The following is a 14,915-nucleotide window of genomic DNA, read 5'->3' on the forward strand; positions in this document are numbered from 1 at the left end:
CTGTCGTACGCGTAACCGCGCGGGGCCGTGATCGGAGCAGCCGTTGCCCCGCTTCATCACGACCGAAACAGCCTTGTATATTGCGTCTCGTGATGAAGGCTTGCGAGATCGGCGCGGAATGTTGCGCCGCCGATGTCGTCGAGCGAGGCGAGCAGGGCGCGGTCCGCCGTCGCAGCGACGACAGGCTCCAACGCGGCGAGCACGCGCTGGCTGTCGGTCTGCCCCAACGGTACGAGACGACTGCCGGCGGAAATCCAGTTCGACGTCAGGGCGTGCAGGAAGCCGTGCAGCAGGGGTCCCAGAGGAACGCCGTGAACAGCGCCGACCAGCCCCACGGCGACCGGATAGACGATGCTCGCACATCGTGCCACCGCCTCGTCGAGGCCTGCGCAGTTCCAGGCGGACCGCGCGATCTCGATGAAGGCACGGCCCTGCGCCGTGGTTTCGAGCTGACGCTCGCGCGACGGCACGAAAGCAGCCGCAAGCTCGGCCACCTCGCGGAGGCTGGCCATATCGTCGAGCTCAACCGCGCGATAGGCGTGCGCGAGGAAAGCCGCGTCGCAGAAGCCGGAACCGTTCGTCAGCATCGTCGCGAGCCAGCCGCGCAGCGCCGCCGCATCGCCGATGTCGCCCGCCTCGACCGCCCATTCGATGCCGCTCGAATAGGAGAAGCCGCCGATCGGAAACGCCGGCGACAGCCACGTCAGCAGCCGATACAGCGCAGCCGGATCCGTGGCGCTGATCGCATCCGGCCGAGCCCCCTCCTCACTTGTGCTCATGAGCATGGGAATGACCGTGATCGTGATGGTCATGGCCGCAGTGCTCGTCATGCACGTGATGATCATGTGCATGGCCGTGGTCGTGATGCGCGTGATCGTGCCCGTCATGATCGTGATGATGATCGTGGCCGTGGTGATCATGATCATCATGGCCATGCGCATGGCTGGGCTCGGCGTACGCACCGCCCTCCGGATCGAACGGCGCCTCGATCTCGATCACGCGGGCGCCGAGGCCCTTGACCATGGCCTCGATCACGTGGTCGCGGCGAATGCGCAGGCTCTTGGGCATGAGCTGCGTCGGCAGGTGCCGGTTGCCGAGATGCCAGGCGAGCCGCACCAGATGATGCGGATCGGAAGCCCGGATCTCGAGCAGCGGCTCGGCCGCCGCCACGACCTCGATCAGCCGGCCGTCCTCCAGCACCAGGGCGTCGCCACCGCGCAAGGCGGTGGCGTGCTCGAGGTCCAACAGAAACTCCAGCCCGCGCGTTCCGGTCATCACCAGCCGCCGCCGGTGCCGGTCATCGAAATCGAGCAGGACGGAATCGGCGGCGGCCTCTTTCCAACGATGCTGCCCGAGCACGCGTGTCGCGCGGATCATGCTGAAACTCTCATTCTCTTATTCCGCTCACTCTTATTCCGCTCAGCGGACATCGACCTTCTCAGGCGTAATGATCTCGATCTTCGGCGGCGCCGCCATGCATTTCACCGCGACGCGCCCGAAGGTCTTCATGTGCTCGGTCGCACGGTGCGGCACCAAGGCCTCGGCGTTCTGCCACTGCTCGACGAAGACCATCTTGCTCGGGTCGGTGACGCTCTCATGCAAATCATAGGCGATATTGCCGGGTTCTTTGCGGGTCCCTGCAATGCAGGCAGTCGCGGCGGCGATGAATTCCGCACGGGTTTCGGGCTTGATGGTCAAGGTGGCAACGACATAGATCACGCAGCAGTCCTCCCGGTACGTTTCTGGTTCTGGGTACCGGGCGGAGCTTAGAACATGAAGTAGCGCTGCGCCATGGGCAGTACCTCGGCCGGCTCGCAGGTCAGGAGCTCGCCATCGGCGCGGACCTCATAGGTCTCCGGATCGACCTCGATCTTCGGCGTCGCGTCGTTGTGGATCATGCTCTTCTTCGAGATCCTGCCGCGGGTGTTCTGCACGGCGTAGAGCTTCTTGGACAGGCCGAGCTTGCGCGCGAGCCCGCCGGTGACGGCAGCCTTCGAGGTGAAGATCACCGAGGAGGCCGTCAGCGACTTGCCGAACGCGCCGAACATCGGCTGGTAATGCACCGGCTGCGGCGTCGGGATCGAGGCGTTGGGATCGCCCATCGGAGCTGCGACGATGGTGCCGCCCTTGATGACGCAGTCGGGCTTGACGCCGAAGAAGGCGGGCGACCACAGCACGAGATCGGCGAGCTTGCCCTTCTCGACCGAGCCGATCAGCTTCGACACGCCATGCGCAATCGCCGGGTTGATCGTGTATTTGGCGATGTAGCGCTTGACGCGAAAATTGTCGTTGTCCTGGCCCTTGTCCTGCGGCAGCGCGCCGCGCTGCTTCTTCATCTTGTCGGCGGTCTGCCATGTGCGGATGATGACCTCGCCGAGCCGGCCCATCGCCTGCGAATCCGATGACATCATCGAGAGCGCGCCGAGATCGTGCAGGATGTCCTCGGCCGCGATCGTCTCCTTGCGGATGCGGCTTTCGGCAAAGGCGAGATCCTCGGCGATCGACGGATCGAGATGGTGACACACCATCAGCATGTCCAGATGCTCATCGATCGTGTTGCGCGTGAACGGCCGCGTCGGATTGGTCGACGACGGCAGCACGTTCTTCAGGCCCGCGACCTTGATGATATCAGGCGCGTGGCCACCGCCGGCGCCTTCGGTGTGGAAGGCGTGGATGGTGCGGCCCTTGAACGCCTTGATGGTGTCCTCGACGAAGCCGGACTCGTTGAGCGTGTCGGAGTGCAGCATCACCTGCACGTCGTAATCATCAGCAACCGACAAGCAGTTGTCGATCGCAGCCGGCGTCGTGCCCCAATCCTCGTGCAGCTTCAGCGCGCAGGCGCCGGCCTTGATCATCTCGACCAGCGCCGCGGGCCGCGAGGCGTTGCCCTTGCCGGAAATACCGAGGTTCACCGGAAAGGCGTCGAACGACTGCATCATCCGCCCGATGTGCCATGGGCCGGGCGTGCAGGTCGTCGCGAAGGTGCCGTGCGACGGACCGGTGCCGCCGCCGAGCAGCGAGGTGACGCCACTCATCAGCGCATGCTCGATCTGCTGCGGGCAGATGAAGTGGATGTGGCTGTCGAAGCCGCCGGCGGTGAGGATCTTGCCTTCGCCCGCGATCACGTCGGTGCCCGGGCCGATCACGATGGTCACGCCAGGCTGGATGTCGGGATTGCCGGCCTTGCCGATCGCTGAGATCATGCCGTCCTTGATCGCGACGTCGGCCTTCACGACCCCCCAATGATCGACGATCAGCGCATTGGTGATGACGGTGTCGGCGGCGCCCTGCTTGTTGGTCGCCTGCGACTGGCCCATGCCGTCGCGGATGACCTTGCCGCCGCCGAACTTCACCTCCTCGCCATAGACGGTGAAGTCCTTCTCGACCTCGATGACCAGGTCCGTGTCGGCGAGCCGGACCTTGTCGCCGGTCGTGGGACCGAACATGTCGGCGTAGACGGAACGCTTGATCTTGACGGACATCGTTGGCCCCCAATTAGCTCTGCTTGTCTTGTTCTCGCAACGCCGACGGTCCGCTCACAGCGTCCCCCGCGCGTTCGCAACGGTCTCGTCGAACAGCGCGTCCAGCGCCACATTCACACCGCGGCAGCCTGCGACGACCTGCTCGGCCCAGCCAAGATACTCCATCAGCTCGAGCTGCTGCTCGAGATCCGGCTCGAACACAATGCGGGCGCGGATGTTGCTGATCTTGTCGGCGATCTTGATCTGCTTGGCGCCATCAGACTTGCCGGGAGCCGCGATGACCTGGACCGCGCGCCGCTCGCTCTTCGGCAGGGTCATGTCGTCGGTGACCTCCTCGACCAGCCCGGCGACGCGCGAGCCGAAACGCTGCATCAGCTCGTCGTGGCTGGTGTCAGTGTCCTCGATGCTGTCGTGGAGCCAGCCGGCCGCGACGAGCTCGGCGTCCTCGCCGTTGCAGGCGACCGCGAGGATGTTGGCGACCTCAGCGAGATGATTGATGTACGGCTCCTCGTCGCGGCCCTTGCGCTGCTGGCCGGCATGACGGCGCGCCGCCAGCTCGGCCGCTTCGGAGACGAGGCGCAATCCGGTCAGCATCGTCTACAGCTTGCCCATCACGTCGCCGCGGAAGCCGTAGACCGTGCGCTTGCCGCCGAGCGCGACCAGCTGCACCTCGCGGGTCTGGCCGGGCTCGAAGCGCACCGCGGTGCCGGCGGCGATATCCAGCCGCATGCCCCTGGCTTTCTTGCGGTCGAACTTCAGCGCCGGATTGGTCTCGAAGAAATGGTAATGCGAGCCGACCTGGATCGGCCGGTCGCCGGTGTTGGCGACCGACAGCGTCACGGTCTTGCGGCCGGCATTGAGCTCGATCTCGCCGTCCTGGATGAAAAATTCGCCGGGGATCATGTGTTACCTCGCCTATGTCAACTGCGTCATAACCGGGCTTGACCCGGCCATCCACGTCTCACCGTTTGGAGCAAGGCGCATGGATGCCCGGGTCAAGCCCGGGCATGACGACCGAAAGAGTCGGGCTCGCCTCACCGGATCGGCTCGTGCACCGTGACCAGCTTGGTGCCGTCCGGAAACGTCGCCTCGACCTGGATGTCGTGGATCATCTCGGGGATGCCCGGCATCACCTGATCGCGGGTCAGGACCTGGGCGCCGGCCTGCATCAGCTCGGCCACGGTGCGGCCGTCACGCGCGCCTTCCAGAATGAAGTCGGAGATGATCGCGACCGCTTCGGGATGGTTCAGCTTGACGCCGCGCTCGAGCCTGCGGCGGGCCACGATGGCGGCCATCGAGATCAGGAGCTTGTCCTTTTCGCGGGGAGACAGGTTCATGCGGACTCTCTGGTGATCGTCTTCTAATGATCGTCAGTTGGTAAACGTCTAGTTGAGCCACAGCCGCGGCAGCGGTCCGGCCGATGCGCAGCCGAGCACCGCCATCATGTCGGCGCGCAGGCTCGCGGCATCTTGGGCACAGAAGCGCGCCATTGCAAATCCATTCCAGGCGGACAGTCCGGCCTCGCCCCGAAACGCCGGCAGGCTCTCCCTGATGCGCTCCACCAGCGCGGCGTCGCCGGGCACGATCAGCGCAGTCCCGATGGCCGCGGCGCCCTTGGCGATCGCGGGCTGCGCCAGCTTGTCGCCGATGTCGCCGTCGAGGCGGACCGTCTCGGCGAACACCAGCTTGCCGCCGCGCTTGAGCCGCCAGCGATCGACGAACTCGCCCTCGCGCATGCGCTCGCCCATGGCCGTGCGGCCGAACACGACGATCTCGCACAACAGGAGAGAGGCGGTGTCGGCGAGGTCGATGTCGATGCGGCGATGAATGCGGGCGCGGTCGAACAGGATGGTCTCCTGCGGCAGCCACGAGATGTGCGCGCCGGCATGAGCCGTCAGCGCGATATCGAGCTCGGCTGGCTTGCCCGGCGCGCGATAGACCTTCTCGGCCGCGGCGCTCGACAGCGTGACTCGGCTGCCTTCGCCGGCCGCGACCTCGATCGCGAAATGGTCGCCGCCGGCGATTCCGCCCGCGGTGTTGACGAACATAGCCGAGAGACCGTCGTCCTCGGGCGAGGGAAAGCGGACGCGCAGCGAGCCGGATTCATGCAGGTGATGGCGCCGCGTCACGTCGTCCTGCAGCCGCACGTCGAAGCGCACCGCGCCGCGGGCGCGGTTGGCCTCGAAGATGTCGGCAGCGGCGTTGGCGGGATCGGCCCGCATCGATCCCCTCCCCTGGGACCAGACGCGGGCGAGACCGCGTCGAGAAGCTACGTGATGATCACAGCGCCATCTGGCGGCTGATCTCGGCCTGGTCGAGATTGGCGCGGGTGCAGGTGAACTTCACCGCGCCGCGATCCATGACGGCGAAGTTGTCGCCGAGTTCGCAGGCAAAGTCGAGATATTGCTCGACCAGGACGATGGCGATGTTGCCGAGATTGCGGAGGTACGAAATCGCCCGGCCGATGTCCTTGATGATCGACGGCTGGATGCCCTCGGTCGGTTCGTCCAGCAGCAAGAGCTTCGGCCGCATCACCATGGCGCGGCCGATCGCAAGCTGCTGCTGCTGGCCGCCGGAAAGATCGCCGCCGCGGCGGCCGAGCATCGATTCCAGCACCGGAAACAGCGAGAATACGTCGTCCGGGATGCTGCGATCGGCCCGCTTCAGCGGCCCGAAGCCGGTCTTGAGATTCTCCTCGACCGTGAGCAGCGGGAAGATCTCGCGGCCCTGCGGCACGAAGCCGATGCCCTTGCGCGCCCGCTCATACGGCTTCAGGCGGGTGATGTCGGCGCCATCGAAGGTGATGCTGCCCGACGCCAGCGGATATTGCCCGACCAGCGCCCTCAGCAGCGAGGTCTTGCCCACGCCGTTGCGGCCGAGCACGCAGGTGACCTTGCCCGGCTCCGCCGCGATCGAGACGCCGCGCAGCGCCTGGGCGGCGCCGTAATAGAGGTTGATGTCCTTGACGTCCAACATCGCCTAGCGTCCCAGATACACTTCGATCACCCGATCGTTCGACGACACCTGATCGATGGTGCCCTCGGCCAGCACCGTGCCTTCGTGCAGGCAAGTGACCTTGACGCCGAGCTCGCGAACGAAAGTCATGTCATGCTCGACGACCATGACGGTATGATCCTTGTTGATCTCTTTGAGTAGCTCAGCCGTCTGATGCGTCTCGACGTCGGTCATGCCGGCGACCGGCTCGTCGACCAGCAGCAGCTTCGGGTCCTGTGCCAGGAGCATGCCGATCTCCAGCCACTGCTTCTGGCCGTGCGAGAGGCTGCCGGCGAGCTTGCGTCGGGCATCCTTGAGCCGCACCGTCTCGAGCACTCGATCGATCTGCTCGGCCTCGCCCGTCGAGCCGCGCCAGAACAGCGTGCCCTTGACGCTGTGATCGACATTGAGCGCAAGCAGCAGATTGTCCTCCACCGACTGGCTCTCGAACACCGTCGGCTTCTGGAACTTGCGGCCGATGCCGAGCTCGGCGATCCGCGTTTCGTCGAGACGGGTCAGGTCGGTCTTGCCGTCGAACAGCACCGTGCCCTCGTCGGGCTTGGTCTTTCCGGTGATGATGTCCATCATCGTGGTCTTGCCGGCACCGTTCGGGCCGATGATGGCGCGCATCTCGCCGGGCTCGAGCGTCAGCGAAAGATTGTTGATGGCGTGGAAGCCGTCGAACGAGACGTGCACGCCGTCGAGATAGAGTAGCGACGACGTCGCGCGGGTGTCCATCACGTTCATGCGCTCACTCCGCCATCTTGGGTTCGGTGACGCCGTCCTCGCGGGCGGCGCTCTCGGCGTTCAGCCTCCTGCTGCCGAGCTGATCCCACCAGGAATTGAAGGTGCCGATAATGCCTTTGGGCAACAGCAGAGTGACGAGCACGAACAATGCGCCGAGCATGAACAGCCAGTAGGGCGCCAGCACGCCCGAAGTGAAGAAGGTCTTGGCGTAGTTCACGACGACGGCGCCAAGCGCAGCCCCGACCAGCGTGCCGCGGCCGCCGACCGCGACCCAGATCACGGCCTCGATCGAATTGCCGGGCGCGAACTCGGAGGGGTTGATGATGCCGACCTGCGGGACGTAGAGCGCGCCGGCGACGCCGGCCATGCAGGCCGACAGCGTGAACACGAACAGCTTGTAGGACTCGACGCGGTAGCCGAGGAAGCGCGTCCGCGACTCGGCGTCGCGGATCGCTATCAGCACCTTGCCGAGCTTCGATGACACGACCGCCCGGCAGATCAGGAACGCCAGAATGAGCGAAAGGCAGCTCAGCGCGAACAGCGCGGCGCGGGTGCCTTCCGCCTGGACGTTGAAGCCGAGAATGTCCTTGAAGTCGGTCAGGCCGTTGTTGCCGCCGAAGCCGAAATCATTGCGGAAGAAGGCGAGCAGCAGCGCGTAGGTCATCGCCTGGGTGATGATCGACAGATACACGCCGGTGACGCGCGAGCGGAAGGCGAGCCAGCCGAAGCAGAAGGCGAGCAGGCCGGGCACCACGAGCACCATCAAAGCTGCAAACCAGAACATGTCGAAGCCGTGCCAGTACCAGGGCAGCTTGGAATAGTTCAGGAACACCATGAAGTCCGGCAGGATCGGGTTGCCATAGACGCCCCGGGTGCCGATCTGGCGCATCAGATACATGCCCATCGCGTAGCCGCCGAGCGCGAAGAACGCGCCATGGCCAAGCGAGAGAATGCCGCAATAGCCCCAGATCAGGTCGATCGAGAGCGCCAGGATCGCGTAGCAGACATATTTGCCCCACAGCGCGACCAGATAGGTCGGCACCTGCAAGGCCGAGCCGGCCGGCAGCAGCAGGTTGGACAGCGGGATCAGCACGCCGCAGGCGGCGACCACGAGCACGAAGATGGTTGCGGCGCGATCGAGCGACCGGGTGAGGACGTGCGGCATCATGCTTCCACCGCCCGGCCCTTGAGCGCGAACAAGCCGCGCGGGCGCTTCTGAATGAACAGGATGATCAGCACCAGGATCGCGATCTTGCCGAGCACGGCGCCGGCGACCGGCTCCAGGAACTTGTTGGCGATGCCCAGCGTGAAGGCGCCGACCAGCGTGCCCCAGAGATTGCCGACGCCGCCGAACACCACGACCATGAAGGAATCGATGATGTAGCTCTGGCCGAGGTTCGGGCTGACATTGTCGATCTGCGACAGCGCCACGCCGGCGATGCCGGCAATGCCTGAGCCGAGCCCGAAGGTGAGCGCATCGACCCGCGAGGTCGCGATGCCCATCGAGGCCGCCATGCGCCGGTTCTGTGTCACCGCGCGCATCTCCAGACCAAGCGCAGTGTAGCGCAGCATCGCCAGCAGGATCGCGAACACGGCCATCGTGAAGCAGAGGATCCAGAGCCGGTTGTAGGTGATGGTGATCTGGCCGAGCTCGAACGCACCGCTCATCCAGGAGGGATTGCCGACCTCGCGGTTGGTCGGACCGAACGCCGTGCGCACCGCCTGCTGCAGGATCAGCGACAGGCCCCAAGTCGCGAGCAAGGTTTCCAACGGACGCCCGTAGAGGAAGCGAATGATGGTGCGCTCGATCAGCACGCCGATGGCGCCGGCGACCAGGAAGGCGAGCGGGACGGCAATCAGCAGCGAATAGTCGAACAGCGCCGGGTACCGCGTGCGGATGACCTCCTGCACGACAAAGGTGGTGTAGGCGCCGAGCATCACCATCTCGCCATGGGCCATGTTGATGACGCCCATCACCCCGAAGGTGATGGCGAGGCCGATGGCGGCGAGCAGCAGCACCGAGCCGAGCGACAGGCCGTACCAGGCGTTCTGCACGCCGGACCAGATTGCGAGCGAGCTCTGGATCGATGAGATCGCGCTGGCAGCAGCCTTGGTGACGGTGGCCGGCTGGTCGCCGCCGCTGATCTCGGTCAGCAGCGCAAGCGCCTCCTGGTCGCCGCGCGACCTGATGGTGGCGACCGCTTCAAGCTTGTCCACCTCGCTCGCGTCGGACTTGAACAGGAGGATGGCAGCCCGCGCCTCGGTCAACGCCTGCTTGACCGCGCGATTGGTTTCCTTGGCGAGCGCCGATTCCACCGTCGGCAGCGTCGCCTCCTCATGCGACTTGAACACCGATTTGGCGGCGGTCAGGCGTGTGTTGGTATCCGGCGACAACAGCGTCAGGCCACCCAGCGCAGCATCCACGCTGCGCCGGAGCCGGTTGTTGAGGCTGACCGCCGCGGCATTGTCCGGAAGCTTGTCGACGGCAGCGCCGGTCGCGGCATCGATGATCTTGCCGTCGGTCTGCTTGACATAGACCTTCTTGGTTTCGGCATCGAACATCAGCCGCTCGTCCTGGAGCGCGCTGATGATCGGAAAAGCCAGCGGGTTGCCCGACACCGCGATCTCGCCGACGGCCTCGTCCGTGTCCGAGAAATCATCGTTCGCGAGCTTCGCGACCGACTCTTCGAAACTGGCTGCGAAGGCGGGAACGGAAACGGCGATCAGGGCGAGCAAAACAAGCAGACGGCGAATGATCGCCAGAAAAACAGCAGGCACTGGACAACCCCGGCAGGAGTTCAGGAGGTCAAGAGAAGGCGGCAACATCGCCGCCTTCTCCTGTCGTCATGGTCGCGTCAGGTCGGGATCAGGAGCCCGAGCCCAGGCACTTGTTGGTCTTGACGTTGAAGTTGCCGCACTTCTTGCCGACCCAGTCGCCGATCAGGTCCTTCGAGCCCTCGAGCTCCTTCGACCAGGCGTCGCCCGGGACGAGATCCTTGGTCTTGTAGACGACGCTGAACTGGCCATCGCCCTTGATCTCGCCGATGAACACCGGCTTGGTGATGTGGTGGTTCGGCAGCATCTTCGACACGCCGCCGGTCAGGTTCGGCGCCTCGATGCCCGGGAGCGCGTCGATGACCTTGTCCGGATCGGTCGACTTCGCCTTCTCGACCGCCTTCACCCACATGTTGAAGCCGATATAGTGGGCTTCCATCGGGTCGTTGGTCACGCGCTTCGGATTCTTGGTGTAGGCCTGCCACTCCTTGATGAACTTCTCGTTCGCCGGGGTCTTGATCGACTCGAAATAGTTCCAGGCAGCGAGATGGCCGACCAGCGGCTTGGTGTCGATGCCGGCGAGCTCTTCCTCACCCACCGAGAACGCGACCACCGGGATGTCCTTGGCCTTGATGCCCTGGTTGCCGAGCTCCTTGTAGAACGGAACGTTGGCGTCGCCGTTGATGGTCGAGACCACGGCGGTCTTCTTGCCGGCCGAGCCGAACTTCTTGATGTCGGCCACGATCGTCTGCCAGTCGGAGTGACCGAACGGCGTGTAGTTGATCATGATGTCGTCCTGAGCCACGCCCTTCGACTTCAGGTAGGCTTCGAGGATCTTGTTGGTGGTGCGCGGATAGACGTAGTCGGTGCCGGCCAGCACCCAGCGCTTCACCTTCTCTTCCTTCATCAGGTAGTCGACCGCCGGGATCGCCTGCTGGTTCGGCGCCGCACCGGTGTAGAACACGTTGCGCTCGCTCTCCTCGCCCTCGTACTGGACCGGGTAGAACAGGATGCTGTTGAGCTCCTTGAACACCGGCAGCACCGACTTGCGCGACACCGAGGTCCAGCAGCCGAACACGACCGCGACCTTGTCCTTGGTGATCAGCTCGCGCGCCTTCTCGGCGAACAGCGGCCAGTTCGAGGCGGGGTCGACCACGACGGCCTCGAGCTTCTTGCCGAGCACACCGCCCTTCTTGTTCTGTTCGTCGATCAGGAACAAGATCGTATCCTTCAGCGTGGTCTCGCTGATGGCCATGGTGCCGGACAGAGAATGCAGAACGCCAATCTTGATGGTGTCGTCAGCGGCCTTGGCCGGGCCAAAGCCGGCTGCGCCGAGCGCCAGGCCGGCAGCAGCAGCCAGCCAGCGACGGCGGCTGAACGGCGCCGTTAATTCCTGAGTGAGTCGAGTAAGCATGAGGTAATATCTCCCTGACGCAGACGTGCTTCGCAGCCAAGGCGGCCGGCGGTCTGCGGCGGAAGAATCGCAAGAAGTGTGCCATGCCGTGCACATCTGGTAAGGCATTGACACAGAAGTGGAACTTCGCGTTCTCGTGGCGCGAGGTCGCAGCCTTCTGCTATCGAATTAAGCAAGCTCGATGATTAATCAGATAGCATGTAGCGCAGGATTTGTGCACTTTGTTTTGAATGGCTAAATTTAAAGCAGCCAGGTACCACCCGGAAAGCCGATCCGTTGCGCAGCGGCCTTGCATGTGCCGTCCACCTGTTCCATATATCCGGTAGATCGAGGCGAATCGGCCGGATCTTTGCAAGCCGCGTGTTCTTTAGCTCGACCTGAGCTTCTGGCTTTGCATTCTCACCCATCCAATCTAGGCGCTCCAAACACGCGGGTGTCTCTCAACCACCCACCCGCGTCCGGCTGCCTGCCGACACGGGCCTTATCCTCTTATGGAAAGCCCAATCTTTTGACATCCTTCCAGGATTTTAACCTCGCCGACGCGCTGACGCGCGCGCTGAAGGAAGAGAACTACACCACCCCCACCCCGATCCAGGCCCAGACCATCCCGCTCGCGCTCGAAGGCCGCGACGTGATCGGCATCGCCCAGACGGGAACCGGCAAGACGGCTTCGTTTGCGCTGCCGATCCTGCACCGCCTGCTGCAGAACCGGATCAAGCCGCAGCCGAAGACGGCACGCGTGCTGGTGCTGAGCCCGACCCGCGAATTGTCGGGTCAGATCCTCGACAGCTTCAACACCTACGGCCGGCACATCCGCCTGAGCTCGGCGCTCGCGATCGGCGGCGTGCCGATGGGACGCCAGGTCCGCGCTGTGATGCCCGGCCTCGAAGTGCTGGTTGCCACCCCTGGCCGTCTGCTCGATCTGGTCCAGAGCAACGCTTTGAAGCTGACCCATGTCGAGTTCCTGGTGCTCGACGAAGCCGACCGCATGCTCGACATGGGCTTCATCAACGACATCCGGAAGATCGTGGCCAAGCTGCCGATCAAGCGCCAGACGCTGTTCTTCTCGGCCACCATGCCTAAGGACATCGCCGAGCTCGCGGACGCCATGCTGCGCGACCCCGCGCGGGTCGCGGTGACCCCCGTCTCCTCGACGGTCGAGCGCATTGCCCAGCGCGTGATCCACGTCGACCACTCGGCCAAGCCGAACCTTCTGGCTCAGTTGCTCAAGCAGGAGCCAGTCAACCGCGCGCTGGTGTTCACCCGGACCAAGCACGGCGCCGACAAGGTCGTGAAGAGCCTGGAAAAGGCCGGCATCCCGTCCCAGGCGATCCACGGCAACAAGTCGCAAAATCACCGCGAGCGCACTCTGGCCGCCTTCCGCTCCGGCGAGATCCGCACCCTCGTCGCGACCGACATCGCGGCGCGCGGCATCGACGTCGACGGCGTCAGCCATGTCGTCAATTTCGACCTGCCGAACGTGCCCGAAACCTACGTCCACCGGATCGGCCGCACGGCGCGCGCCGGTGCCGAGGGCGTTGCGATTTCGCTCGTGGCGGGATCGGACGAGCTGTCCTATCTTCGCGACATCGAACGGCTGATCAAGATCTCGCTGCCGCGCGACGATCGCCGCACGCCCGGCCTCCGCGAAGCTGCAGCACCGGCCAAACCGCCTCAGCGCGGTGGCCGTCCTGGCATGCAGAATGCGCGGACCAACGAGGGTGGCACCGCCGCAAAAGGCCCTCGCCGTCGCCGTCGTTCCAATGCTAAGATGGCGCCTCTGCCAGGCAATCGTCAGGAGCCCCAGCGGCCGTCGCAAGGCGGCGGCAAGGCCGGGTCGATTCAAGGCGTTGCTTTCCTGCATCGCGAGGGCAGACCCAAAAACCACGCTCACAACCGCAACCAACGGCCAAACTAGACGTCTATCGATCTGGAGAAAGACATGGCTAAGGAAGAGCTGATCCAGTTCGAAGGGCTGGTCACCGAAATCCTTCCCGATGCACGCTATCGGGTACAACTCGACGCGGGGCACGAGATCGTTGCCTACACCGCCGGCAAGATGAAAAAGAATCGCATCAAGACGCTCGCGGGAGACCGCGTGACCGTCGAGATGTCGCCCTACGACCTCGAAAAGGGTCGGCTGATCTTCCGCCACAAGGACGAGCGTCCCAGCTCGCCCGGCGGTCCTCCGCGTGGCGCAGCGCAGCGCGGCGGCCAGTTCCGTCGGCGCTAGGGGGATTGGGCGGAGCAATGTTCCGCCCGGCCCGGCGGATTGATCAAGCCTTGCGCAATCAGCGACAATTCAGCGCGTCGGCATCAAGCCGGCGCGTCAAAAAATCATGCACTCTCGCGCAGCTCAGGATTGTTTTGCGCGGGCATTTCCAATAATATATCCCGCAATCGATTTTCGGCCGGACGAGATTAGCTATTACCGGTACAGCCGGTTCAGACGCTGACGACCCTTCCAAAAATTCGATCTAACCAGCCCAGGAGACTGGGTTACGCATTTGGTATCTGAGAAGGGAACTACCCCCGTGAGCATGGGAACCGTGAAGTGGTTTAACGCAACCAAGGGCTATGGCTTCATTCAGCCGGACGACGGCGGCAACGACGTGTTCGTGCACATCAGCGCCGTCGAGCGCGCTGGTCTCGGCACGCTGCGCGAAGGCCAGAAGATCTCCTACGAGATCGTGGCGGACCGCCGTTCGGGCAAGTCGTCGGCCGACAATCTCCGCGCCGCCAATTGAGCGACGCCAGGGCAATCGCCTACGATTGCCCACCTGGACAACGAAAGGCCGCCTTGTGCGGCCTTTTTTATTTGCCGGCTGTTCGCCGTCGGATTGTGATCGCCTGGAACGCGGTCTGTTGCCCGCGCGCAAGCGGACCCGGCGCCGCGCAGGATTAGTCCGGCGCTCAGCTCAGCAGGAGGTCGCCGGGCTATACATCACACAGGTCGACTGCCGCGGCCGGGTATAGGCGACGTCGCTGAGATTGACGCCCGTCTTGCCCATGACGTAGCCGATCGTCGGAACGTATTGGTAGTTCACCTCGCTGAAGATCAGATAGGTGCCGGACACCAGCAATTCAGCCGGCACGCCGACCGTCATGCCCACGGTCCGCGGCGTCGACCCCTTACTCCACTTCACCGTCGCCTGCATGGTGGTGGGATCGACATAGAGTTCGGTGATCGTCGCATTCACCGGCGTGGTCGAGTACGGATACATGATGCCGGTCGAGGCGGCGAAGAAGTTCGACATGTCGCTGTCGCCGACCGTGGTCGACTGCGACGTCAGATCGGACAGGGTGCGCGCCATCAAAGTGACCTTGCGGTCGACGGCGATGGCCGAGCAGAATTCGACCGTGCCGAAGAACATCACCAGCATCAGCGGCACGATGAATGCGAACTCGGTGGCCGCGACACCGCGACAATCGGCAGCGAAGGCGTCGATGCGACGCCACAGGCGCAGGCGCGAAGACATACCCGGCATTCTTCCCAACGGCAT

At 64.3% G+C, this 14,915-nt stretch carries 17 protein-coding genes; 3 read left to right on the plus strand and 14 right to left on the minus strand.

The window, feature by feature from the left end; translation table 11 throughout:
- Positions 1 to 56: 56 nt before the first annotated feature.
- The 13 genes from QX128_RS18525 to urtA all read right to left on the minus strand — a co-directional run bounded on the left by QX128_RS18525 (position 57) and on the right by urtA (position 11,412).
- Positions 57 to 779: an urease accessory protein UreF gene (locus tag QX128_RS18525; protein WP_316216665.1), complete on the minus strand. Its 723-nt coding sequence runs from the start codon at positions 777 to 779 to the stop codon at positions 57 to 59.
- On the minus strand, positions 766 to 1,377 hold the full coding sequence (locus QX128_RS18530) for an urease accessory protein UreE (RefSeq protein ID WP_316216465.1): 612 nt from the start codon (positions 1,375 to 1,377) through the stop codon (positions 766 to 768). The genes QX128_RS18525 and QX128_RS18530 overlap by 14 nt, the downstream gene beginning before the upstream one ends.
- Positions 1,378 to 1,419: 42 nt before the next feature.
- On the minus strand, positions 1,420 to 1,719 hold the full coding sequence (locus tag QX128_RS18535) for a putative quinol monooxygenase (protein WP_316177246.1): 300 nt from the start codon (positions 1,717 to 1,719) through the stop codon (positions 1,420 to 1,422).
- 47 nt (positions 1,720 to 1,766) lie between these two features.
- Positions 1,767 to 3,482: an urease subunit alpha gene (ureC, locus tag QX128_RS18540; RefSeq protein ID WP_316238175.1), complete on the minus strand. Its 1,716-nt coding sequence runs from the start codon at positions 3,480 to 3,482 to the stop codon at positions 1,767 to 1,769.
- A 54-nt stretch (positions 3,483 to 3,536) separates the two neighbouring features.
- Positions 3,537 to 4,076 carry an HD domain-containing protein gene (locus tag QX128_RS18545; protein WP_315804708.1) on the minus strand — a complete coding sequence of 180 codons (540 nt, stop codon included), beginning with the start codon at positions 4,074 to 4,076 and terminating at the stop codon, positions 3,537 to 3,539.
- Positions 4,077 to 4,079: 3 nt separating this feature from the next.
- Positions 4,080 to 4,385 (minus strand): urease subunit beta, encoded by a 306-nt coding sequence (locus QX128_RS18550; RefSeq protein WP_315804707.1) that lies wholly within the window; start codon positions 4,383 to 4,385, stop codon positions 4,080 to 4,082.
- Between the two features lie 131 nt (positions 4,386 to 4,516).
- A complete protein-coding gene (locus QX128_RS18555; RefSeq protein WP_015669637.1) occupies positions 4,517 to 4,819 on the minus strand; it encodes an urease subunit gamma in 303 nt (100 codons plus the stop codon).
- Positions 4,820 to 4,867: 48 nt separating this feature from the next.
- Complete coding sequence (locus QX128_RS18560) at positions 4,868 to 5,704, minus strand: urease accessory protein UreD (RefSeq protein ID WP_315804706.1); 837 nt, start codon at positions 5,702 to 5,704, stop codon at positions 4,868 to 4,870.
- 58 nt (positions 5,705 to 5,762) lie between these two features.
- Positions 5,763 to 6,458, minus strand: coding sequence for an urea ABC transporter ATP-binding subunit UrtE (gene urtE / locus QX128_RS18565; protein WP_315804705.1), 696 nt, complete (start codon positions 6,456 to 6,458; stop codon positions 5,763 to 5,765).
- 3 nt (positions 6,459 to 6,461) lie between these two features.
- Positions 6,462 to 7,223 (minus strand): urea ABC transporter ATP-binding protein UrtD, encoded by a 762-nt coding sequence (gene urtD, locus QX128_RS18570; protein ID WP_316238176.1) that lies wholly within the window; start codon positions 7,221 to 7,223, stop codon positions 6,462 to 6,464.
- Between the two features lie 4 nt (positions 7,224 to 7,227).
- Positions 7,228 to 8,391 carry an urea ABC transporter permease subunit UrtC gene (urtC, locus tag QX128_RS18575; RefSeq protein WP_316238177.1) on the minus strand — a complete coding sequence of 388 codons (1,164 nt, stop codon included), beginning with the start codon at positions 8,389 to 8,391 and terminating at the stop codon, positions 7,228 to 7,230.
- Positions 8,388 to 9,986 (minus strand): urea ABC transporter permease subunit UrtB, encoded by a 1,599-nt coding sequence (gene urtB / locus QX128_RS18580; RefSeq protein ID WP_410053161.1) that lies wholly within the window; start codon positions 9,984 to 9,986, stop codon positions 8,388 to 8,390. Before urtB ends, urtC begins: the two co-directional genes overlap by 4 nt.
- 103 nt (positions 9,987 to 10,089) lie before the next feature.
- Positions 10,090 to 11,412, minus strand: coding sequence for an urea ABC transporter substrate-binding protein (gene urtA / locus QX128_RS18585; RefSeq protein WP_315804702.1), 1,323 nt, complete (start codon positions 11,410 to 11,412; stop codon positions 10,090 to 10,092).
- Positions 11,413 to 11,920: 508 nt separating this feature from the next.
- On the opposite strand from urtA, the gene QX128_RS18590 reads away from it, so the two are divergent.
- The 3 genes from QX128_RS18590 (at position 11,921) to QX128_RS18600 (ending at position 14,159) form a co-directional block, all read left to right on the plus strand.
- On the plus strand, positions 11,921 to 13,330 hold the full coding sequence (locus QX128_RS18590; RefSeq protein ID WP_316238217.1) for a DEAD/DEAH box helicase: 1,410 nt from the start codon (positions 11,921 to 11,923) through the stop codon (positions 13,328 to 13,330).
- A gap of 24 nt (positions 13,331 to 13,354) precedes the next feature.
- A complete protein-coding gene (gene infA / locus QX128_RS18595; RefSeq protein WP_315804701.1) occupies positions 13,355 to 13,645 on the plus strand; it encodes a translation initiation factor IF-1 in 291 nt (96 codons plus the stop codon).
- 301 nt (positions 13,646 to 13,946) lie between these two features.
- Positions 13,947 to 14,159, plus strand: a complete 213-nt coding sequence (locus tag QX128_RS18600; RefSeq protein WP_006612155.1) for a cold-shock protein — start codon at positions 13,947 to 13,949, stop codon at positions 14,157 to 14,159.
- A 171-nt stretch (positions 14,160 to 14,330) separates the two neighbouring features.
- On the opposite strand, the gene QX128_RS18605 is transcribed toward QX128_RS18600, so the two are convergent.
- Positions 14,331 to 14,891, minus strand: coding sequence for a TadE/TadG family type IV pilus assembly protein (locus QX128_RS18605; RefSeq protein WP_315804700.1), 561 nt, complete (start codon positions 14,889 to 14,891; stop codon positions 14,331 to 14,333).
- Positions 14,892 to 14,915 lie beyond the last annotated feature (24 nt).

The organism is Bradyrhizobium sp. SZCCHNR1015 (assembly GCF_032489875.1).
Taxonomy (GTDB): domain Bacteria; phylum Pseudomonadota; class Alphaproteobacteria; order Rhizobiales; family Xanthobacteraceae; genus Bradyrhizobium.

Bases quoted from the DNA above. Each gene is read 5' to 3' on its own strand.
- QX128_RS18525 (WP_316216665.1), bottom strand. From the start codon at position 779: ATGAGCACAAGTGAGGAGGGGGCTCGGCCGGATGCGATCAGCGCCACG.
- QX128_RS18530 (WP_316216465.1), bottom strand. From the start codon at position 1,377: ATGATCCGCGCGACACGCGTGCTCGGGCAGCATCGTTGGAAAGAGGCC.
- ureC (WP_316238175.1), bottom strand. From the start codon at position 3,482: ATGTCCGTCAAGATCAAGCGTTCCGTCTACGCCGACATGTTCGGTCCC.
- QX128_RS18545 (WP_315804708.1), bottom strand. From the start codon at position 4,076: ATGCTGACCGGATTGCGCCTCGTCTCCGAAGCGGCCGAGCTGGCGGCG.
- QX128_RS18550 (WP_315804707.1), bottom strand. From the start codon at position 4,385: ATGATCCCCGGCGAATTTTTCATCCAGGACGGCGAGATCGAGCTCAAT.
- QX128_RS18555 (WP_015669637.1), bottom strand. From the start codon at position 4,819: ATGAACCTGTCTCCCCGCGAAAAGGACAAGCTCCTGATCTCGATGGCC.
- QX128_RS18560 (WP_315804706.1), bottom strand. From the start codon at position 5,704: ATGCGGGCCGATCCCGCCAACGCCGCTGCCGACATCTTCGAGGCCAAC.
- urtE (WP_315804705.1), bottom strand. From the start codon at position 6,458: ATGTTGGACGTCAAGGACATCAACCTCTATTACGGCGCCGCCCAGGCG.
- urtD (WP_316238176.1), bottom strand. From the start codon at position 7,223: ATGAACGTGATGGACACCCGCGCGACGTCGTCGCTACTCTATCTCGAC.
- urtC (WP_316238177.1), bottom strand. From the start codon at position 8,391: ATGATGCCGCACGTCCTCACCCGGTCGCTCGATCGCGCCGCAACCATC.
- urtA (WP_315804702.1), bottom strand. From the start codon at position 11,412: ATGCTTACTCGACTCACTCAGGAATTAACGGCGCCGTTCAGCCGCCGT.
- infA (WP_315804701.1), top strand. From the start codon at position 13,355: ATGGCTAAGGAAGAGCTGATCCAGTTCGAAGGGCTGGTCACCGAAATC.
- QX128_RS18605 (WP_315804700.1), bottom strand. From the start codon at position 14,891: ATGTCTTCGCGCCTGCGCCTGTGGCGTCGCATCGACGCCTTCGCTGCC.